General features: G+C 70.1%; 18 protein-coding genes. 10 read left to right on the top strand and 8 right to left on the bottom strand.

Going from position 1 to position 20,391, the window contains the following annotated elements:
- Window position 1: 1 nt before the first annotated feature.
- Window positions 2-1,171 carry a glutamate 5-kinase gene (proB, locus tag VKV26_15980; protein HLZ71400.1) on the bottom strand — a complete coding sequence of 390 codons (1,170 nt, stop codon included), beginning with the start codon at window positions 1,169-1,171 and terminating at the stop codon, window positions 2-4.
- 91 nt (window positions 1,172-1,262) lie between these two features.
- Here proB and VKV26_15975 point away from each other — a divergent pair, with 91 nt between their 5' ends.
- Entirely contained in the window at window positions 1,263-2,231 is a 969-nt protein-coding gene (locus tag VKV26_15975; protein ID HLZ71399.1) for a hypothetical protein, read from the top strand.
- A gap of 10 nt (window positions 2,232-2,241) precedes the next feature.
- Here the strand turns inward: VKV26_15975 and holA are convergent, their stop codons facing one another.
- Together holA and VKV26_15965 are read right to left on the bottom strand one after the other, a co-directional pair.
- On the bottom strand, window positions 2,242-3,258 hold the full coding sequence (gene holA, locus VKV26_15970) for a DNA polymerase III subunit delta (GenBank protein HLZ71398.1): 1,017 nt from the start codon (window positions 3,256-3,258) through the stop codon (window positions 2,242-2,244).
- A 53-nt stretch (window positions 3,259-3,311) separates the two neighbouring features.
- On the bottom strand, window positions 3,312-3,551 hold the full coding sequence (locus VKV26_15965; protein HLZ71397.1) for a hypothetical protein: 240 nt from the start codon (window positions 3,549-3,551) through the stop codon (window positions 3,312-3,314).
- Window positions 3,552-3,746: 195 nt separating this feature from the next.
- Between VKV26_15965 and VKV26_15960 the strand changes: the two genes are divergently transcribed.
- Window positions 3,747-3,944: a ferredoxin gene (locus tag VKV26_15960; protein HLZ71396.1), complete on the top strand. Its 198-nt coding sequence runs from the start codon at window positions 3,747-3,749 to the stop codon at window positions 3,942-3,944.
- Window positions 3,945-4,063: 119 nt separating this feature from the next.
- On the top strand, window positions 4,064-5,362 hold the full coding sequence (locus tag VKV26_15955; GenBank protein HLZ71395.1) for an MFS transporter: 1,299 nt from the start codon (window positions 4,064-4,066) through the stop codon (window positions 5,360-5,362).
- Between the two features lie 145 nt (window positions 5,363-5,507).
- Here the strand turns inward: VKV26_15955 and VKV26_15950 are convergent, their stop codons facing one another.
- Window positions 5,508-6,395 (bottom strand): MBL fold metallo-hydrolase, encoded by an 888-nt coding sequence (locus VKV26_15950; protein HLZ71394.1) that lies wholly within the window; start codon window positions 6,393-6,395, stop codon window positions 5,508-5,510.
- A 210-nt stretch (window positions 6,396-6,605) separates the two neighbouring features.
- On the opposite strand from VKV26_15950, the gene VKV26_15945 reads away from it, so the two are divergent.
- On the top strand, window positions 6,606-7,559 hold the full coding sequence (locus VKV26_15945; protein ID HLZ71393.1) for a branched-chain amino acid transaminase: 954 nt from the start codon (window positions 6,606-6,608) through the stop codon (window positions 7,557-7,559).
- On the top strand, window positions 7,556-8,446 hold the full coding sequence (locus tag VKV26_15940) for a PH domain-containing protein (protein ID HLZ71392.1): 891 nt from the start codon (window positions 7,556-7,558) through the stop codon (window positions 8,444-8,446). Before VKV26_15945 ends, VKV26_15940 begins: the two co-directional genes overlap by 4 nt.
- A 131-nt stretch (window positions 8,447-8,577) precedes the next feature.
- Here VKV26_15940 and VKV26_15935 read toward each other — a convergent pair whose 3' ends face one another.
- On the bottom strand, window positions 8,578-9,915 hold the full coding sequence (locus VKV26_15935) for an aromatic ring-hydroxylating dioxygenase subunit alpha (GenBank protein HLZ71391.1): 1,338 nt from the start codon (window positions 9,913-9,915) through the stop codon (window positions 8,578-8,580).
- Between the two features lie 143 nt (window positions 9,916-10,058).
- Between VKV26_15935 and VKV26_15930 the strand changes: the two genes are divergently transcribed.
- Both VKV26_15930 and VKV26_15925 read left to right on the top strand, forming a co-directional pair.
- On the top strand, window positions 10,059-11,207 hold the full coding sequence (locus tag VKV26_15930) for a DUF3500 domain-containing protein (protein HLZ71390.1): 1,149 nt from the start codon (window positions 10,059-10,061) through the stop codon (window positions 11,205-11,207).
- A 75-nt stretch (window positions 11,208-11,282) separates the two neighbouring features.
- The gene (locus VKV26_15925) at window positions 11,283-12,164 is read left to right on the top strand and encodes an isocitrate lyase/PEP mutase family protein (protein ID HLZ71389.1); all 882 of its coding nucleotides are present in this window, start codon (window positions 11,283-11,285) and stop codon (window positions 12,162-12,164) included.
- Between the two features lie 104 nt (window positions 12,165-12,268).
- On the opposite strand, the gene VKV26_15920 is transcribed toward VKV26_15925, so the two are convergent.
- On the bottom strand, window positions 12,269-13,165 hold the full coding sequence (locus VKV26_15920) for a sulfurtransferase (protein ID HLZ71388.1): 897 nt from the start codon (window positions 13,163-13,165) through the stop codon (window positions 12,269-12,271).
- A gap of 114 nt (window positions 13,166-13,279) precedes the next feature.
- The gene (locus tag VKV26_15915) at window positions 13,280-15,721 is read right to left on the bottom strand and encodes a LuxR C-terminal-related transcriptional regulator (protein ID HLZ71387.1); all 2,442 of its coding nucleotides are present in this window, start codon (window positions 15,719-15,721) and stop codon (window positions 13,280-13,282) included.
- 440 nt (window positions 15,722-16,161) lie between these two features.
- Between VKV26_15915 and VKV26_15910 the strand changes: the two genes are divergently transcribed.
- The 3 genes from VKV26_15910 to VKV26_15900 all read left to right on the top strand — a co-directional run bounded on the left by VKV26_15910 (window position 16,162) and on the right by VKV26_15900 (window position 19,586).
- Window positions 16,162-16,296 carry a hypothetical protein gene (locus VKV26_15910; protein ID HLZ71386.1) on the top strand — a complete coding sequence of 45 codons (135 nt, stop codon included), beginning with the start codon at window positions 16,162-16,164 and terminating at the stop codon, window positions 16,294-16,296.
- 181 nt (window positions 16,297-16,477) lie between these two features.
- Window positions 16,478-17,734 (top strand): crotonyl-CoA carboxylase/reductase, encoded by a 1,257-nt coding sequence (gene ccrA, locus VKV26_15905; protein HLZ71385.1) that lies wholly within the window; start codon window positions 16,478-16,480, stop codon window positions 17,732-17,734.
- A 175-nt stretch (window positions 17,735-17,909) separates the two neighbouring features.
- The gene (locus tag VKV26_15900; GenBank protein ID HLZ71384.1) at window positions 17,910-19,586 is read left to right on the top strand and encodes a methylmalonyl-CoA mutase family protein; all 1,677 of its coding nucleotides are present in this window, start codon (window positions 17,910-17,912) and stop codon (window positions 19,584-19,586) included.
- A 206-nt stretch (window positions 19,587-19,792) separates the two neighbouring features.
- Here the strand turns inward: VKV26_15900 and VKV26_15895 are convergent, their stop codons facing one another.
- Entirely contained in the window at window positions 19,793-20,158 is a 366-nt protein-coding gene (locus VKV26_15895) for a hypothetical protein (protein ID HLZ71383.1), read from the bottom strand.
- Window positions 20,159-20,391 lie beyond the last annotated feature (233 nt).

The raw sequence follows: 20,391 nt of genomic DNA, 5'->3' as shown, positions 1-20,391 counted from the left end.
GTTACTCCAGCACCAAATCGTCGCGGTGCACCACGGCGTCGCCGTAGCTGTAACCGAGCAGCGCCTCGATCGCATCGGAGCGTTTGCCACGGATCAATTCCACGTCCGCGCAGGCGTAGCGCGCCAGGCCCACGGCCAGGCGGCGGCCGTCGCGCCCGGCGATCTCGACCAGGTCGGCCGGCTGGAAGCTGCCCTCAGCGGCAATGACGCCGGCCGGCAGCAGGCTCTTGCCCGCCGCCAGCGCCCGCGCCGCGCCCACATCCACCACAATTCGTCCCTTCGGCGCCACCGCCGCGCGTATCCAGCGGCGACGGCTCTCCAGGTGGTCCACCGTGGCGGGAAAGAGCGTGCCGATGCCCTCGCCCGCCGCGAGACGCGGCAGCACGTCGGGTGCGTGGCCGTTGGCGATCACGACATCGACGCCAGAGGCGGTGGCCAGCTTGGCGGCCTGCAGCTTGGTGACCATGCCGCCGCGCGATCGCTCGCTGATCGCCTTACCGGCCATCGCCTCGGTCTCGCCGCTGATGTGCGGCACGACGGGCACAAGCGCCGCGTCGGCGTGCAGATGCGGGTCTTTGTCGTAGAGGCCGTCGATGTTGGTGAGGATGGCGAGCAGGCCGGCGTCGGTGAGGTTGGCAACGTAGGCCGAGAGGTTGTCGTTGTCGCCGATGCGCGCCTCGGCGATCTCGTCCGTGGCGACCACGTCGTTTTCGTTCACGATCGGGATGGCGCCGGCTTCGAGCAGGCCGAGCAAGGCGTTGCGCGCGTTGAGATAGCCGAGCCGGTCGAAGATGTCACGCCGCGTGAGCAGCGTCTGGCCGACGACCAGGTCGTGCCAGGCGAAGAGCGAGTCCCAGCTCTGCATGAGCTGCGTCTGGCCGATCGAGGCGAGCACCTGCTTGAAGGTCAGGTCGCGGCGGCTGCGCCGCTCGCCGCCCAGGCGGTGCTGCCCGGCCGCCACGGCGCCCGATGTGACGACGATCACCTCGGCGCCGCGCTGCACCAGCCGCGCCACCTGTCCGACCAGCGCGGCCATCATCTGCAGGTCGAGCCGGTCCGTGCCGCCGGTCAGCAGGTTCGTGCCGAACTTGGCCACGATGCGCCGGTAGCGCAGCGGCGCCTGCTCCTTCGCTCCGCCTTCGGCCGCGGATCGCTTCCCTGCGCTCTGCATCACGTATTACACGGCAACGGGACGGTTCGCCTGAAGATCACCTATTCCTTTTCCCCATTTCCCTATTCCCTCGAATGATACACTCGCGCCGATGCGACGCCCCATCGCCGCCGGCTACGTCAGCGCCTGGACCTCGATCGTCGGCGCCCTGGCCGGTACCCTGCGGGCGCTCGGCGCCGAGCATGCTCCCGCCGAAGTCGCCGTGCTCTCCGGCCACGCCTTCCGCTTTGCGTTGACGGCGGCGCCGGAGGGGAGGATCGGCGCCGGCGGGCCGAACGCCTTCGCTGCCGGGAGCGCCACGGCGCTGTATGAAGGGCTGGGCTGGCGGTTCAGCGCCTTCGAAGCCGCCGCGGACGATGCGGCGTATGCGGCGAACCGCGCCGAGGCGCTGCGGCTGCTGCGGCGCAGCCTTGACCATGGCCGCTCGGCAATCGCCTTCGGCCTGCACCTGCCCCAGTTCGGCATCGTGCGCGGCGCCCTGGGCGAGGACCTGATCGCCGGCACCGCCGTCAGCTCGCAGTACGGCGAACGCCTTCCCGCGGCACAGTGGCCGGCGCCCGGCCGCCCGCTGCCGATCCGCGTCTTCCTGCCGGAACGGCGGGTCAAGGTAGATCCTCGCGCGGCGCTGGCCCACGCGCTACGCTTCGCCGTCGCCTACGCGGGGCAGGGCGAAGCCGGCGCCGTTGTGGCCGAGGAACCGGTCGAGGCGGCCGGCCTTGCGGCGTACCGGCGCTGGCTCGCGATCCTGGAGAGCGATGCGCCGATCGCGGCGCATGGGCAGGCGTACTGCATCCAGGCGCTGCAGGAGGCGCGGGCACAGGCGTCGACGTACCTGGCCGGCGTTGCGTCGCGGTCGCCGGAGGCGAACGCCCTGGCGGCTGCCGTCGCCGCATACCAGCGTGAGCGCGTCGCGCTCTCGCAGCTCGCCACGCTCTTCCCCTACCCGAACGGCGGCGCGGCGGCGGCGCCGGGCATTCGTCGCGCGGCCGCCGGGTCCGTACGCCGGGCGCTGGCCGCGGAGGAAGAGGCGATCGCCGCGCTGGACGCGGCGACCACGTAGCGATTCCGCGCTATACCCGCGGCATGGTCAGCTCGGCGACGAGCAGCTCGATCGCCGCGTCCTCGTCCTGATCGCCGCGCTTGACCGCCAGATCGGCTTCGAGCAGGCGCTCGTAGATCGCCTCCAGCCGGCCGGGCGGGAAGCGCTGCGCCTGGTTGATCACGTTCGTCACGCGGAAATCGGGCACCTCGGCGCGGCGGGCAATCTCGGCGCGGGGGGCGCCGCGGCGCTGCAGATCGCGCGCAACCAACAGTTGCCGGTACTGCCGAGCCAGCATCGTCAAGAGATACGGCCCGGCGGCGCCGCCGTCGAGCAGCAGCCGCGCCAGGCGCAACGCCTCGCCGCCGCGGCCGGCGAGCACAGCGTCGCAGAGCTGGAAGACGGTGCCGCCTTCGGCCGTGTGGACCATCGCCGTCACGTCGCTCACCTCGATCGGGCGGCCGTGGGCGTAGAGCGCCAGCTTCTCCAGCTCCGAGTTGAGCTGCCAGAGGTTGGCGCCGACCGCTTCGGCCAGCGTGGCGGCGGCGCGCGCCGTGATCGGCGCCTGCACGGCGTGAGCGCGGGCCTGCACCCAGCGTTGCAGCTCCTCCTGACCAAGCAGCGGGAACTGGCGCAGCTCGGCGGCGTCGCGCAGCGCGGCCAGCAGCCAGGTGTCGGCGCGCAGCTCACCCTCGACCAGCACCAGCTCGGTGGTGGGCGGCAGGCGCCGCGCGTATTCGGGCAGCGCCGCCCAGGGTGAGCCGTCGCCGGCTGCCGGCTCCGCCGCACTTGCGCGGGCGCGCCCCGCTCGGCCCCGGCGTACGCGCCCTTCCTGCGCGCCAAGCAGCCCGTCGACCAGCACCAGGCGGTGTTCGGCCAGGAAGGGCACGGTGTCGCAGGCGGCGAACAGCTCATCGGGCTTCACGCTCTTGCCGTCGAAGAGGGCGGTGTTGGTGGCCAGCATGCCGTCGCCGTCGAGCGAGCGGCGCAGCGCCGCCAGCGCCTCGCCGCGCGAGAAAGTGTCGGGGCCGTAGAAGATCCGCAGCATCTCATCCCGGCAGTAGCGCCGGGTGCGCCCGGCTTGGATTCAGCGCCTTGCGATCATTCGAGGTCGAGCGCCCAGCCCAGCCAGCAGACGGCGAGCACCGCGGCGGCGATCGCCGCGCCCGGCCAAAGCGTGCCGGCGAAGAAGAGGCCGGGGCCGCGGCTGCCGGCGGCGCTGATCAGGTGCCAGGCGCCGCTGCCCAGCGCCGTGAGCAGCGCGATCAGCCAGATCCACCACGGCGGCGGCGCGACGTACCACCACGGCTTCGGCACGGCCGGCTGCTGGTGCTCGGACACGATCGTTTTCCTCGCCGCGGCCGCGAGCCACGGCGCGCCGCCGGGCCGGCGCGGTTCGCCGATTGAACACCCTCGCCCATTCTACCGTTGCGGCGGACTGGCGCCAGCGCGGCGGCAGTCCTGCTGCGCTTGAGCGGACTCGTATACTGGTGGGCGCGACGGGTGCGCGGCGGCAGCCGCGGGAGGGAGCAGGCCGTGAAAGTCGTGATCAATCTCGATCTGTGCGAAGGGAACGCCCGCTGCCAGGAGGCCGCGCCGCAGGTGTTCGAACTGGGCGAGGACGACCGCGCCCATCTACTGGTCGCGGAGCCGGACGAGTCGCAGCGCGCCGGCGTAGAACGCGCCGTGCGTCTCTGCCCCCGCCAGGCGATCACGATCGTGGAGGAGAAGTAGGGCGCTTACTGCCGGAGCGCGCGGGCCACGACGCGGACCGCCGCTGATTAGACCCTGTTCGGCGCGGGTTCTATCATCGAGGGCAGGGCGTTGACATAGCCTCGTCCGGCGGGAGTCTCGTGCGCCGTTCGCCGCTCGCGGTCGTCTATCTGACCGTCTTCATCGATCTGCTGGGCTTCAGCATCATCCTGCCGCTGCTGCCCTTCTACGCCGAGCATTACGGCGCCACCGGCGTCTGGGTGGGGGCGCTGCTCTCGGCCTACTCCGCCGTCCAGTTCGTCAGCGCGCCGATCCTGGGCCGCGTCTCCGATCGCGTCGGCCGGAGGCCCGTGCTGCTGGCGAGCCTGGCCGGCTCGGCGGCCTCGCTGGCGCTCACGGGCGCGGCGCACTCGCTCTGGCTGCTGCTGGCCGGCCGGGCGCTGGCTGGGCTGTTCGGCGGCAGCATCGCCACCGGCCAGGCCTACGTCGCCGACGTCACCAAACCGGCGGACCGCGCGAAGTACATGGGCCTGCTGGGCGCCTGCATCGGCCTGGGCTTCGTCTTCGGCCCGGCGATCGGCGCCGGGCTCAGCCCGCTGGGCTTCGGCGCGGCGGCCTTCTTCGCCGCCGGGCTGGCGGCGTTCAACTTCGGCTTCGCCTGGTTCAGGCTGCCCGAGTCGCGGCCGGCGGCCCCCATCCCGCGGGGTATCTCTGGGCCGCGAATGCCAGGGGAAGGGGAGACCAATCCGCGGGGCATCGGGGCTGTTGGCGCGGTCCGGCGGTGGCGGCGTGGTCGACTCGGGGCGCTGCGCCGACCGGCGCTTGGGCGCTATCTGGCCGCGATCTTTCTCACCAACTTCGCCTTTGTGGGGTTGGAGGCGACGTTTGCGCTGTTCAGCGAGAAGCAGTGGGGACTCGACGCCGCGGGCTTCGCGCTGCTCTTCACCTACATCGGCGTGATCGTGATCGTGGTGCAGGGCGGGCTGATCGGCCGCCTGCGCCGCCGGCACAGCGAGGGTACGCTGGCGACGGCCGGCGCCGGGCTGCTGGCGCTGATGCTCCTGCTGCTGGCGGTAACACCGAACCTGGCGTTCGGCCTGCTGGTGCTGACCGGCCTCGGCCTGGGCCAGGGGTTGGTTTCTCCGATGCTCTCCACGCTGATCTCACACGCCGCCGGCGCCGACGAGCAGGGCGGCACGCTGGGGCTGGGCCAATCGTTCGCCGCGGCGGCCCGCGCCGTCGGCCCACTGGCGGCGGGCGGTCTCTACGACCTGACGCGCTCGCTGCCCTATCTCGTCGGCGCGGCGCTGACGCTGGGCGCGGCGCTGTTGCTCTCGCAGGCAGCGGTCGCGGCTCGTGCGCGCGACGCGGCGGCCCCGATCGGCGTGCAGGTCGAAGCCGGGCCCCCATCCCCCGAGATCTCCCTTGACCGCCGATAACAGGGAAAAGGGAGATTTCGGCATGGGCGCTTGGGGCCGAGGGCGATCTGCACGCCTCCCCGGCTCCATGTCGAAGCTCCCCTCGCCCAGGATTGGGACCGTGAGCTTGACCGGGGGTGAGGGCCGAAAGGCTGGGGCCACACGCCTACGCAGGTTCGCGTTCCCGTACTGCCGGCTCCGGCACGAAGCGGCGGCGGCCGTCGGACTCTTGCAGGCGGCCGGCGCCGGGGAAGGGCGCATGCACACTGACGATCAGCCAGCGCTCGCGCAGGGCGCGGTCGAACAGCGCCTTCTTCGTCGCAAGCGTCAGCAGCGGCAGCACGTCGTAGGCGGGGATCCAGGCGGTGCGCTCGATCTGCGCCGCGTGCTGCACCAGGTCGCCGATGTAGATCGCCGTCTCGCCGCCGGAGGCGATGGCGACGCTGCAGTGATCGGCCGTGTGGCCCGGCGTGGGCAGCAGCGTGATCTCCGGCGTGATCATGTGCTCGCCCTCCACCAGCTCGAGCCGGCCGGCCTCGGCCAGCGGCGCGTAGTTGTCAAGCAGGTAGGCGCCGCGCGTGCGCTCGTTCGGGTGCGTCGCCGCCTCGTACTCGCCGCGCTGGATGTGATAGGTCGCGTTCGGGAAGGTCGGCAGCGCGCGGCCGTGCACGTTCGCCGTGTTCCAGCCGCAGTGGTCGAAGTGCAGGTGCGTGTTGATCACGACGTCGACGTCTTCCGGCTGCACGCCCATGCCGCGCAGCCGGCGCAGCAGGTGGCCGTAGTCGCCGGGAAAGTGGCGCGTGCGCTGCGTCTCGTTCAGCTTGGCGCCGATCCCCGTATCGACCAGCACCAGCTTGCCTTGCGAGCGCAGCAGCAGGCAGTTGAGCGCCAGCGGCGTCAGGTTGCGCGCGTCCGGCGCGCCGATCACCGGCTCCCACAGCGTGCGCGGCACCACGCCCATGATCACGCCCGCGTCCTGCATGAAGACGCCATCGCTGACGATCGCCAGCTCGACGCCGCCGAGGCGAAACCGCGCCGGGCGTTCCTGATCCATCGTTTCTGCTCCCGGACGGCCGCCGGGTTATGGTCCACCTGCGGAACCAATCGCGTTGCCGGCCGCAAATTGCTGGTTGGTATTGGTTGGTATAATGGAGCATCGACGGCGTTACGGGGAGGGCCGCGCGGTGACGCGACCGCCTGCCTGTAACCGTTTTGTATCCTATCGATCGCTTCGGAAGGGCGGGGAACGAGAGGAGTCCGGGGAATGGGAGAGCCGTACGCCTACTTGCGTAAGCAGATCGTGCCGCTGGCCGAGGCGAAGATCGGCGTGATGACGCACGCCTTCAACTACGGCACGGCCTGCTTCGAGGGCATCCGCGGCAACTGGAACGCCGCGCATGAACAGCTCTACCTGTTCCGCGTACGCGATCACTTCCGCCGCCTGCGCGACAGCGCCAAGATCCTGCACATGGAGCTGCCCTACACGGAGGAGGAGCTGGCGGAGATCACGCTCGAGCTCTGCCGCCGCGGAAACTGGCGCGAAGATGTCTACATCCGTCCGATGGTCTACAAGTCGGGCGAGGTCGTCGGCGTGCGCCTGCACAACCTCGAGGACGACCTGCTGATCTTCGTCACCACGCTGGGCGCCTATCTCGACTTCGATGCGGGCGTGCACTGCGGCACCTCGTCCTGGCGGCGCGTAGACGACCTCGGCATTCCCGCGCGGGCCAAGGTCACCGGCATCTACGTCAACTCGGCGCTCGCCAAGACCGAGGCGAACACGAACGGCTTCGATGAGGCGATCATGCTCACGCACGACGGCCACGTCTCCGAAGGCAGCGGCGAGAATATCTTCATGATCCGCGACGGCGTGCTGATCACGCCGCCGTCCTCGGACAACATCCTGCTCGGCATCACGCGCAACACGGTGATAACCCTGGCGCAGCAGGAGTGGAGCCTGCCCGTGGTGGAACGGTCGATCGACCGTTCCGAGCTGTACGTGGCCGACGAAGTCTTCATGACCGGCACGGCGGCGCACGTCTCGCCGATCATCAAGATCGACCACCGGCCGATCGGCGACGGCCAGGTCGGCACGATCACCAAGAAGATCCAGCAGCTCTACTTCGAGGCGGCGAAGGGCAACGTCGAGCGCTACGTGAGCTGGGTCACGCCCGTGAACGTGAAGGCGCCCCAGCCGAGCGCGGCGGTGCGCTCGTGATCTTCCAGCCGCCGCGCAGCCGCGGCGCCGCCATCGCCCTGCTGTTAGCCGCGCTGGCGGCGGCGCTGGGCATCGCCCTGCTGGTACGCGGCCTCACGCTGCATGTGACCTTCGGACAGTTGCTCTGCTACACCTTTGCGGCGGTGCTGCTGGCGCTGGCGGCGCTGCTGGGCTACTGGGGCTGGGCGGGCGCCATGCTGCGCTACGAGCTGCGCGGCGGCGCGCTTTCGATCCACTGGGGACTGGTCGAGCACGTCGTGCCGCTGGCCTCGATCGAGCGCGTGGTGCTGGGCCGCCACCTGCCGCTGCCCGCGGTCGACGGCCTGCGCCTGCCGGGGCTGCTGATCGGCCGCGCCGCGGTCAGCAGGGTGGGCGCAGCCACGGTGTACGCACGCGGCAACTCGCCCGAGCAGATGGTCTATCTCGTAGCCTCCGCCGGCGCCGTCGGCCTGAGCCTGAGCGACGCGCAGCCGTTCGTACGGGCGCTGCAGCAGGCGCAGGCCGAGCAGGACAGCACGGCGGTTGCCCCCGGACTGCGCCGTGACGGCGTCGCGCGCTTCGGCGGCCTACTCGCCGACGCACGGGCGCGGCTGCTGACTGGAGCGGCGCTGCTGCTCGCCTGGCTGAGCGCGGCGGTGGTCTACGCGCGCTACCAGGGCCGGCCGGCCGCGCTCACGCTGCACTTCCCGCCGACCGAGCCGGCGCACCTGGCATCGCGCGCCGAACTGCTGCACATCCCCGAGAGCGCGATCGCCTGGTGCGCGGCCGCGCTGCTGCTGGCGCTGTTCCTCGTCGGCCGGGCGCGCCCGGCGGCGTTCATGCTGCTGACCGGCGCCGTGATCGGCGGCGCGATCTTCCTCATCGCCGCCCTCGGCGCTGTCGGCTAGCGCGTGGCCTCACCCCCCGCCCCTCTCCATGGAATGGAGAGGGGGGCTACGGCCTGCGCCCTCGATCCCCTGGAATGGAGAGGGGGGCTACGGCCTGCGCCCTCTATTCCCTATTCCCTGTTCCCTGTCCCCTACAAGTCCCCCCAGTCGCGCGCGTCCATGTACTGCGCCCAGCGACCGTAGAAGCCACGCTGCGCCTGCTCGCTGAAGGCGGGCGAGAGGCGGCCGGGCAGCGGGCCGTTCGTGTATTCGTGGCCCATGCCCATCTGGTAGTTGTAGGGCAGGCGCCGCGCGATCGTGCCGCGGCTGGCCGCCGTCGCGTAGTTCCAATTCTCCATGTCGTCCTGCTCGGTCAGGCCGGCAGGACCGGAGTAGCGAATGTAGTAGTGCCGCAGCACGTCCTTGACCTCCTGCGGCGCGTCCTTGTCCACCAGGAACCAGCGCCAGCCCTCGCACCTGGTCGCGGCGCGCGGGTGCCAGATGCCGATGCTGCGCGGCTGGCGGGCGAGATAGGTCATGTTGGGGAAGACGGTGCCGACGCTGCCGAGAATGCGCGCCGCCTCGCCCAGTCGACGCTGCCGCTCCTCGTAGCAGTGGCGCATGTACTCCTCGACAATCGGCGTGTCCTGGTAGGTCGCCGTGTAGGGCACGTCCGTCTGCTGCTGGTAGACGAGACAGCTATGGCCGAACTCCGGGAACGAGGCCTGGTAGCGTTTCGTCGCCTCCCACTCGCTGTCACGCCGGCCCTTGCCGCTGGGGCCGATGCCGACCACGTCCACCGAGCGGTGGCTGATGTTGTGGTAGGCGTCGCCGGCGAAGTTCTCCGCGGCGAACTTCCAGTTGCAGGGGATCTGCCACTTCTGCACGCCGCCCAGCACCTCGGAGCCGCCCTCGCGCCCGTCGCGGCCGTCGAGCAACTGGTCGAGATACAGCTTGTAGCCGCCGATGTACTCGAGGAACGGCGGCGCGTCCTTCGCCCAGGTCGCCCAGATCGTGCCCTTGTAGTTCGCCATCTGCGGCACCTGCACGAGGCCCCACTTGGACTTGTCCAGCTCGGAATAGTAGGCGTCGCGGAAGTGCGGCACGCCGATCAGCTCGCCGGGCGTACTGACGAGCTGGCCGTCGACGCCGAAGCTCCAGCCGTGGTAGGGGCAGGTGAAGCTGCCGGTGTTGCCCTCGTCGTAGCGGCAGACCTTCATGCCGCGGTGCGTGCAGGTATTGAGCAGCACGTGGATCGACAGGTCGGAGTCGCGTGTGAGGATCACGCTCTCCTCGCCCATGCAGGAGACGAAATAGTCGCCGGCGTTGGGGATCTGGCTCTCGTGGCCGACGAACAGCCAGGCGCGGGCGAAGATCTGCTCCTGCTCCTGCCGGTAAATCTCGTCGGAGACAAAGATCTCGCGGGCGACGGTGCCCTCGTCCATATTGATGAAGCGTGCCGCCGGGTTGCGCCGGAAGTCGAGCGCCATCGGTCCACCTCAGCCTCGGTTCGTTGACAGCTATCAGGTGACAGGCGACGGGTGATCGGTCACAGTATAGGCCGACGGGCGGTGGCAGTTGGCGCGAGGCGCGCCGGACAGGGTCCGGCGGGGAAGGTCGAGGAGGCTTGGCGATGGCGACCACGGCGAAGAGCGGCACGGCAGAGCTGGCGGCGCGCATGGCGGAGGCGGCGGCGAATCTGCTCGCCGCGCTCTCGTCCGAACAGCGGGCGAAGGCGGCCTTCGGCTTTCCCGACGAAGAGGAGCGTCGGCGCTGGTACTACACGCCGACCGATCACGGCGGCCTGACGCTGGGAGCGATGACGCCGGCGCAGCAGCAGCAGACGCTGCGGCTGGTGGCGAGCGGCCTCAGCGTGCCGGGCTACAACGTGGCCAGCACGATCATCGGCCTGGAGAACGTGCTGGACCAGAGCGAAGGCTGGCGCGTGCGCTTCATGCGCGACCGCGACCCCAACGGCCGCGGGCGCGACCCGCTGCTGTACTACATCAGCATCTTCGGTGAGCCCGGCGGCACGGCGGCCTGGGGCTGGCGCTTCGGCGGCCATCACATCTCCCTGCATTACACCGTCGTGGACGGCGGCATCGTCGCGACGCTGCCCAGCTTCTTCGGCGCCAACCCGGCCGAGGCGCCGCTGGTCGGCCCCGGCACGCTGCGCCCGCTCGCCGGCGAGGAAGACCTGGGGCGCGAGCTGCTGCACGCGCTCGACGCCGAGCAGCGCGCCGTCGCGGTGATCGCGCCCGCGGCGCCCTGGGATCTCGTCATCGGCAACCGGCCCACGGTGGCAGAGGGCATGACGCCGCCGCTGGGCTGGGAGATCTTCCGCGAGCAGTACGACGATGCGGGAATGGAGGAGCGCCGCCGCCGGCACGAGCGCACGATCGCGGCGCTGGGCGTCACCGCCGAGCAGATCGAGGCGTTCCGCTACTCGAAGACGGCGAAGGGGCTGCCGGCCGCGCGCATGAACGCGGCCCAGAAGCAGCTGCTGGCCGCGCTGCTGCACCAGTACACGGACCGCATGCCCGAGGAGATCGCGGCGCGCGAGCGCGAGCGCGTGAGCGGCGTGCTCGATCAGGTGTCGTTCGCCTGGGCGGGCGGAGCGGAGCGGCGGCAGCCGCACTACTACCGGCTGCAGGGTCCGCGCCTGCTGGTGGAGTACGACAACACGCAGGACGGCGCCAACCACATCCACTCGGTCTGGCGCGACCCGGAGGGCGACTTCGGCGCCGACCTGCTGGCGCAGCACTACGCCGTGTCGCACTGAGGCGCGTGCCCTCACCCCCTGCCCCCTCTCCCAATGCTGGGAGAGGGGGTGCTGCACGGTATGGAGGTTGGGGACGTGGCTGATTCGGCGAGCAGGCGCCTGCGCGAGCTGTTGGCCGGGCCGGAGATCGTGCAGGCGCCGGGGGCCTACGACGCGCTCAGCGCCCGTATCGTCGAGGCGGCGGGCTTTCCCGTCGTCTACATGACGGGCTTCGGCAGCTCGGCGGGGCTTTTGGGCCGGCCCGACGTGGGCCTGCTCTCCGCCGCCGAGATGGTGGAGAACGCCCGCCGCATGGCCGCCGCCATCTCCGTGCCGCTGATCGCCGACGCCGACACCGGCTACGGCAACCCGCTCAACGTGATGCGCACGGTGGAGCTGTACGAGGCGGCGGGGGTGGCCGGCCTGCACATCGAGGACCAGGTGGCGCCGAAGAAGTGCGGGCACATGGAAGGCAAGCAGGTGGTGCCCGCCGAGGAGATGGCGCAGAAGCTGCGCGCCGCCGTGCACGCCCGCCGCGACCCGGATTTCCTGATCATCGCCCGCACCGACGCCCGCGCCGTGCTGGGCCTCGACGAGGCGCTGCGCCGCGGCCGCCTGTACGCCGAAGCCGGCGCGGACATGCTCTTCATCGAGGCGCCGGAGAACGAGGCCGAGTGCCGCGCCGTGGGCGAGGCGTTCGCCGGCGGGCCGCCGCTGCTGTTTAACTGGGCGGACAGCGGCAAGACGCCGCCGCTGCCGCTGGCGCAGATCCAGTCCTTCGGCTACAAGCTGGTGATCTACCCGATCAGCGCGTTGCTGGCGGCCACGCGGGCGATGCAGCGTGTGGTGGAAACGATCAAGCGCACGGGCACGCCCGCGTCCTTCAACGGCGAGATGCTGACCTTTCCCCAGTTCAACGAGTTCATCGGCCTGCCCGCCGTGCGCGAGCTGGAGCGCGAGTTCGTGGAGCGGGCGTAGAACGGGTTCGCGGCGGGCGGCGCGACGATGGCCGCGCCTTTCCCGGCGTTTCAGTGCCGGGAGAGGCGCGGGAAAGTCCGGCGTCTCGAAGAGGCGGGCCGCGCCTACCTTTCGATCGGCAGGCCGACGCCGTTGCCCCACTCGGTCCAGCTGCCGTCGTAGTTGCGCACCTGCGGGTAGCCCAGAAGCTCGTGCAGCACGAACCAGGTGTGGCTGCTCCGCTCACCGATGCGGCAGTAGGCGATCACATCCTTCTCCGGCGTCACGCCCTGGCCGCCGTAGATTTCGCGCAGCGCCGCGGCGCCCTTGAAGGTCGCCGTATCGGGATCGGCCGCCTTCGCCCAGGGGATGCTCTCGGCGCCGGGGATATGGCCGCCGCGCAGCGTGCCTTCCTGCGGATAGTCTGCCATGTGCATCAGCTCGCCCGAATACTCGCCCGGCGAGCGCACGTCCACCAGCGCTTTGCCGGCGCCCAGCTTCGGGTTCTCCCGCCCGCCGATGTGGGCGAGCACGTCGTCGCGGAAGGCGCGGATCGCAGGGTTCGGCCTGCCGGCCTTGTAGCCGCTGCTGCTGAAAGACGGCACCTCCTTCGTCAGCTCGCGCCCCTCGTCGATCCACTTCTTGCGACCGCCGTCCATGACCTTCACGTTGTCATGCCCGTTGAGCTTGAAGATCCAGTAGGCGTAGCAAGCCCACCAGTTGTTGCGGTCGCCGTAGAAGACGACGGTCGTGTCGTTCTTCACGCCGATCTGGTCCATCAGCCGCGCGAACGCCTCCGATCCGATGAAGTCGCGCCGCACCGGCTGGTTCAGATGCTGCTGCCAATCCACCTTCACCGCGTTGGGAATGTGGCCGGTGTCGTACAGCAGCACGTCCTCGTTGACCTCCACGATGCGCACGTTGGCATCGCGGAGGTGCTGCGCCACCCAGTCGGTGGAAACCAGCACCTCCGGATGGGCGTAGCCCCGCTGCTCGATCGGGGTGACCGTTTGCTGTGTCATGACGCTGCCCTCCTTCGGACCCACTATCGCTGAAACTATGCACGCTGTCAGGCGGAAAAGTACTCAATCGTGGCGAGATGGACGGGCGGCGGTACTCACGCGGCGCGGCGACATTCAGGCGAGGCCGTGGCGGATGGCGTAGGCGATCGCCTCGGCGCGGCCGCGTGCGCCGATGCGCGTGTAAATGCGGAAGAGGTGATTCTCGACCGTGCGCTCGCTCAGCACCAGCTCCTGTGCGATCTCTTTGCTGGTGCGCCCGCCGCTGGCGAGGCGCAGCACCTCCAGCTCGCGCCGCGTGAGCCGGGCGCCGGGTCCGCAGGGCGGCGCGCCGGCCGGCGCGTTCGAGACGCCGCGCCCCGCGCTTTCCGGCCGGCCGGATGATGCGGCCGGGGCAGCCGTGATCCCTGTGTCGCGACCGTCGGGCGAAAGCGCGAGGGCCACGGCTTCATCGGCGGTCATGGTGCTGCCCTCGGCCCAGGCGGCCTCGAACGCTTCCGCGCCCAGCGCCATGCGCAGGTCAGCCGCCCGGCGATCTACCTCCATCGAGATCGGCTCAACACGGGCGGAGCCCGTGGCCGCCAGCAGCGCCGCCGAGGCGCCGAAGAGCCGCGCGGCCCGCTCGCCCTGCTGCTTGCCGTACGCCGCGAGGCCGAAGACGGCGATGCCGTGCGCCAGCACGAGATGCAGACCGTTCGCCTGGCAAAGCAGCACGCCTTCGGTGGTGGCGGCTCGCGCCTCGACGTCTTCGGCGAGCGCCAGCAGCACCCAGCCGAGGTTGACGAGCGCCAGGCTGAGCCAGCGCATCTGGCCGCCGGCACGGCTGAGCTCCACGCAGTCACGAAAGCAACGGGCCGCGAGTTCGTGATGGCCGGCAACCTTCTCCAGCACGCCGCGGTTGTTCAGCGCCATCGGCAGGCCAGCGGGGTCGCCGAGCTCGCGGCAGAGAGCCTCGCACTCCGCGAACAGCGCGCGAGCGGCGGCCACATCGTCTTCCGCGAAGGCGACGATGCCCAGACTGCTCAGCGTGCGCGCCGTGCCCTGTGCGTCGGCGAGTTCGCGATACAGCAGCAGGCTCTGCTCGAACTGGGCGCGGGCGGTTGGCACATCGCCCTCGCGCAGCGCGAGCGCGCCCAGCTGCGCACGGGCGCGAGCGAGGATCCGCCTATCTTCGCTCGGCTCGCCGGCGAGCGCTGCTTCCACCCAGGCGCGGTCCTCCTTGTACTCACCGCGCATCTCCCAGTAGCGGTCGAGCGCGATCACCAGGCCAAGGGCCAGCGTTCCGGCATCGGCCGCGTCGGTGGCGTAGGCGAAGGCCGCCCGCAGGTTGTCGTATTCGCGCGCGATCCGCGCCAGCCACAACGCCTGCTCGGAGCCGTCGAGCGCCATCCTCCCGGTCTCGGCGAACTGCAGGTAGTAGCGGGCATGTCCGCTGCGCGTCGCCTTCAACTCGCCCGCGCGTTCGAGCTGCTCAAGGGCAAACGCGCGGATCAGCTCCAGCATGCCCAGGCGCACCTCTCCGTCGGCCAGTTCCGTGCGTTGCAACAGGCTGGCGCCGATCAGGGCAGAGATACCCTCCAGCACGTCGCCGTCCACGTCGGCGGCCACCGCCTCGGCCGCCTCGAGCGTGCAGCCGCCCACGAAGACGCCCAGCCGGCGGAAGAGCGCCTGCTCCCGAGCGGAGAGCAGATCGTAGCTCCAGCCGATCGCCCGGCGTAACGTCTGCTGGCGTTCAGGCAGGTCGCGGGCGCCCGCGCCGAGCAGCGAGAGGGCGCCGTCACCGGCCGGACCCGCCGCCTCAGACGACGCCTTCAGCCGTTCCAGCAGGCTCTGCGGCGAGAGCACGGCGATCCTGGCGGCGGCCAGCTCGATCGCCAGCGGCACCCCGTCCAGGCGGCGGCAGATCGCCGCGACGGCTTCAGCGCTGTCCGCCGTCAGCGCGAACTCGGGCCGCACGGCGCGGGCGCGTTCCATGAACAGCGCCACGGCCGGCGCCGAGCCGACCACCGCGACGTCCGCGGCATGCTGCCGGTCGGGCAGGCCGAGGGGCAGCACCGGCAGTTGCTGCTCCCAGCGCAGCCGCAGCGCGGCGCGGCTCGTCGTCAGCAGGGTCAGTCGCGGACAGGCTGCCAGCAGATCGGCAAGCGCCGGTGCGGCGCCGAGCAACTGTTCGAAGTTGTCGAGCACGAGTAAGACGTGCTGGCCGCCCAGGAACGCGGCCAGGCGCTCGGTTCGGGGTTTGTGCCCGTCGCGCACGCCCAGCGCCTGAGCGATGGCGGGCAGGGCAAGCGCTGGGTCAGTGACCGGCGCGAGGGCGATGAAGCGCACGTCGTCGAAGGCGTCGCGCAGCGCCTCGGCCACGGCCAGCGCCAGGCGCGTCTTGCCGACACCCGCGGGGCCGGTGAGCGTGACGAGCCGCACCCCGCTCTCCGTGAGGTGCCGGCAGACGACCGCCAGCTCCGCCTCGCGCCCGATCAGCGCGTTCGGCGCGGAGGGCAGCGGCGCGGCTCCGCGTCGTGAGCGCTGCACTCGCCCGCGCATGGCAGATGGTTCTGGCATCGGTCTGGCTCGTGCCATTCCCACTCGAACGATGCGGATCATTGTAACAGGCGTGGCTGCACGCCATTCCTCCGGTCGTGGCGCTCTTGCCCCTCTCGGGCCCGGATCGCGCGGGCGCGATTGCGAAAGCCGGCGAAAGGGACGGATGGGAAGGCCGGAAGGCGCGGCGTCGATCGACGGCCGAGGCGCGATAGACCGTCGCGGGCGCCCTATCGGGGACGCCATAGGGTACGAGTCCTCTTCGCCTGCGCAGACCTGCACACGCCGCCCGCGCGGAGCCGCCACGAGGAGTAGGAAACGGCGCTCGCGGCGGCATTCCTATCGCTGCTATAGGCTGCTTCAATCACCAGGCGACCGTGGCGCACTGTACAGTAATAGCTACATCGTGGGACGTACCACTGCGGTGACCTCGCCACCGGCGGCGGTCCACGAGGCGGACGGTGAAGGCGGTGGCCTTCGACCAGCACGGCGGCTTCGCGGCGCTGAGGGTGCAGAGCGTGACCGAGTCAGCGCCCGGCCTGCTCAAGGTCCGCGTGAGCCGGAGTAGCGCCGCCAGGTTCTATGCCAGCTATTGATGCTGTCGATAGCAGGAGTGCGTTTTCGCGCGTACACGTGAAGTATTGCTGGACTGGATCGCGATCGGCAGCCGCGCAGGCTCAGGGAATCCCGTGGCCACGCCGCGGCGGGAACCCGAGCCGGTCTAGAAACCATCTGTCAGCTGTCATCTGAAATGCGTAATGACCGCGAGGGGAAACGATGACAACGATCACAGCCAGGGACCTGTATCCGCTTGGCGAGGCGCCGCCGCTGGGCTGCGTGCCGACGACGATGCACGCGCAACTGATTCGGCCGGAGCGGTACGGCCTGCCGCGCACCGCCTTCCGGCACGAGGTCATTGATACCCCCGGCATCGGTCCCGACGACGCGCTCGTCTACGTGATGGCGGCGGGGGTGAACTACAACAACGTCTGGGCCGCGCTGGGCGTCCCGGTCGACGTGATCGCTGCCCGGCGCAAGGCGGGCGAGCCGGAGAACTTCCACATCGGCGGCTCGGACGCCTCGGGCATTGTCTACGCCGTCGGTGAGAACGTCACCAACGTGCGGGTTGGCGACGAGGTCGTGATCCACTGCGGCCAGTGGGATGTCCACGCGCCCGAGGTGCTGAGCGGCAAGGATCCGATGTTCAGCCCCTCGTTCCGCATCTGGGGCTATGAGACGAACTGGGGCTCGTTTGCGCAGTTCACCAAAGTCCAGGCGCACCAGTGCATGCGGAAGGCGCCGCACCTGACCTGGGAGGAGGCGGCCGCGCCCACGCTCGTCGGCGCCACCGCCTACCGCATGCTGTTTGGCTGCCCGCCGCACGATGTGCAGCCCGGCGATGCTGTGCTGGTCTGGGGCGGGGCCGGCGGTCTCGGCTCGATGGCGATCCAGCTCACCGCGCTCAAGGGCGCCAGACCGATCGCCGTCGTCTCCAACGAGTCGAAGTTTGCGTTCTGTGAGCGCCTGGGCGCCGTTGGCAGTATCAACCGCACGCAGTTCTCGCACTGGGGCCGACTGCCGGACTGGACCGACACCGAGGCAATGGCGGCCTTCACCAACGGCGCTCGCGCCTTCGGCAAGGCGATCTGGGACATTCTGGGCGAACGGCGCAGCCCGCGCATCGTCTTCGAGCATCCCGGTGAGGGCACGATCCCGACCTCGATCTTCGTCTGCGATACCGGCGGCATGGTGGTGATCTGCGCCGGCACCACGGGCTACAACGCCGACGTCGACCTGCGCTACCTGTGGATGCGGCAGAAGCGGCTGCAAGGCTCGCACTTCGCCAACGACGAGCAGGCGAACGCGTTCAACGACCTCGTCCTGCAGGGGAAGGTCGATCCCTGCCTGTCGCGGGTCTTCTCCTTCGACGAGACCGGCGAGTGCCACCAGCTCATGTACGAGAACTGCCATCCAGACGGCAACATGGCGATCCTGGTCGGCGCGCCGCGCGAGGGCATGAAGACGGTAGACTGAGAGACGAGGCAGCCGGCGAGGTGACAGGTTACTGGTGACAGGTGGCAGGACGGTAGGGGCGCATGGCGTGCGCCCTTCGCGGCCGCAGCCGCGATACCCAGCGCGCCGCGCGAAGAAGAAAAGCGAGGTTGAAAAGGGGCCTATCCTGTCGACTGCCACTATCAGGAGGTTCGCCATGTTCGATCGAGAGGCGCTTGAGCGCATTCGCGCGGCGAACCTGCAGTGGCAGCAGGGGCCAGTGGCGAAGACGCTGAAGCGCGGCCCGGAACGTGAGCAGGCCTTCGCCACCAGCTCCGGCCCTGTGCAGCGGCTGTATACGCCGCTCGACCTCGCCGAGCTGGACTACGTGCGCGACCTCGGCTTCCCCGGCGAGTTCCCCTTCACCCGCGGCGTGCAGGCGACGATGTACCGCGGCCGGCTGTGGACGATGCGCCAGTACGCCGGCTTCGGCACGGCCGAGGAGTCGAACGAGCGCTTCAAGTACCTGCTGGCCGAGGGCCAGACCGGCCTCTCCGTCGCCTTCGACCTGCCTACGCAGCTTGGCTACGACTCCGACGACCCGCTGGCGCTGGGCGAGGTCGGCCAGGTCGGCGTGGCGATCGACTCGCTGCGCGACATGGAGACGCTGTTCGACGGCATTCCGCTCGACCGCGTCTCGACCTCGATGACGATTAACGCGCCGGCGCCCGTGCTGGTCGCGATGTACGCCGCCGTGGGCGAGAAGCAGGGCGTGCCGCTGGAGAAGCTCGCCGGAACGGTGCAGAACGACGTGCTCAAGGAGTACGTGGCGCGCGGCACCTATATCTATCCGCCGCGGCCCTCGCTGCGCCTCGCCGCCGATCTGATCGCCTACTGCGCCCGCGAGATCCCGCAGTTCAACAGCATCTCGATCTCCGGCTACCACATCCGCGAGGCGGGCAGCACCGCCGTGCAGGAGATCGCCTTCACCTTCGCCAACGCCATGGCGTATCTCGACGCGACGCTGGAGCGCGGCGTCTCGATCGACCAGGTCGGCCAGCGCATCTCCTGGATCTTCAACACGCACAACCACTTCTTCGAGGAGATCGCCAAATATCGCGCCCTGCGCCGCATGTGGGCGCACATCACCCACGACCGCTACGGCGCGACGGACCCGCGGGCGATGATGCTGCGCACGCACACGCAGACCGGCGGCTCGACCTTGCAGGCGCAGCAGCCGGAGAACAACATCGTGCGCGCCGCGTTGCAGGCGCTGGCCGCGGTGCTGGGCGGCGTGCAGTCGCTGGCGCTTTCCTGCTACGACGAGGCGCTGGCGCTGCCGACCGAAGAGGCGCAGCGCATCGCCCTGCGCACGCAGCAGATCATCGCCCACGAAACGGGCGCCACGGACACGGTCGATCCGCTGGCCGGCTCGTTCTTCGTCGAGGCGCTGACCAACGAGCTGGAGCAGCAGGCCTACGCGCTGATGGACGAGGTGGCGCGGGCCGGCGGCGCGGTGAGCGCGATCGAGAGCGGCTGGATGCAGCAGGCGATCCAGAACGCGTCGTACGCCTACCAGCAGGATGTGGAGACCGGCAAGCAGGTGGTGGTCGGCGTCAACCGCTACCGCGCCGAAGGCGAAGACCCGAAGCTGATCTTCCGCGTCGATCCGCGCCTGGCCGCGGCGCAGGCGAAGCGCCTCGCCGCCGCCCGCGGCGAGCGCGACGAGCGGGTCACCCAGGCCGCCGTCGCCAACCTTAGCGACGCCGCGCGCGGCACGGACGACTTGATGCCGCCGATCATGGCCGCGGTGAAAGCGTACGCCACGCTGGGCGAGATCTGCGGCGCCCTGCGCGGCGTGTTCGGCGACTACCAGCCGCCCACCGTCGTCTGAGGCCGGGCGGGGATCGCTAGTTTCGAATATCGGGTCATCGAGAGACAGCAACGAAACCGCAGCTTGCTGGCAGCTTGCAGTACCCGCCGCCAAGCGTGAGGTTCGACGGCAAGCGGCACCCGGGTCGCTATGCGAATCGTCCGACGCGCCAGCGATTCGCCGGTACGAAATATCGGCGACCGGCTCGCGAGCCACGCCACTGGCGACTACAACGCCTCGATCGCCTGCACCGCGGGGTCGAGCGGCGTTGTCGCGGGGTCGCCGGTCATGAAGAACCAGATCGCCTTGTCGGCCCAGGCCGCGCAGCTCAGGGGATGCTGACCTCCAGCCGAAACCGTACCAAATGCAATAGGCAATGCCGCACCTGGTATGGGCTGCGAGCGCTGCGCGGGGCATGTGCTGAAATCGGCGAAGACCGGGCCATTCAGGCCCGCAGGCTGTTCTTCTAGCGTCAGACTCGATCCCGTGCCACTGTAGACAGCAGTCACGACGAAGAGGTTGCTCAATGCCAGGTCTGCGGTCGGCAGGGTAACTCGAGCTAGACCGTAGCCGCCAGGGAGCGACTGCGGCATCAGCACGTCGTAGGGAAGATACGGCCGTGCGACCTGCAAAGAGGGAAAGCTGGTCGGACTCCCGACCAGCCAGAGCGCGGCGATCTGAGGACTGAACCGCCCCGGGTTTAGTGGAGACTCGAGTTATTGGGAAGCAGCCAAGGGAAGCTGCTGCTCCGCATAGTAGAGCGCCTCGAACTCCGCTGGCGGGAGCATGCCGAGCTCACCGTGGAGTCGGCGCTGGTTGAACCAGT

The sequence above is a fragment of the Dehalococcoidia bacterium genome (assembly GCA_035310145.1).
Lineage (GTDB): Bacteria > Chloroflexota > Dehalococcoidia > CAUJGQ01 > CAUJGQ01 > CALFMN01.
This window is presented reverse-complemented; position numbering and strand designations above follow the sequence as displayed.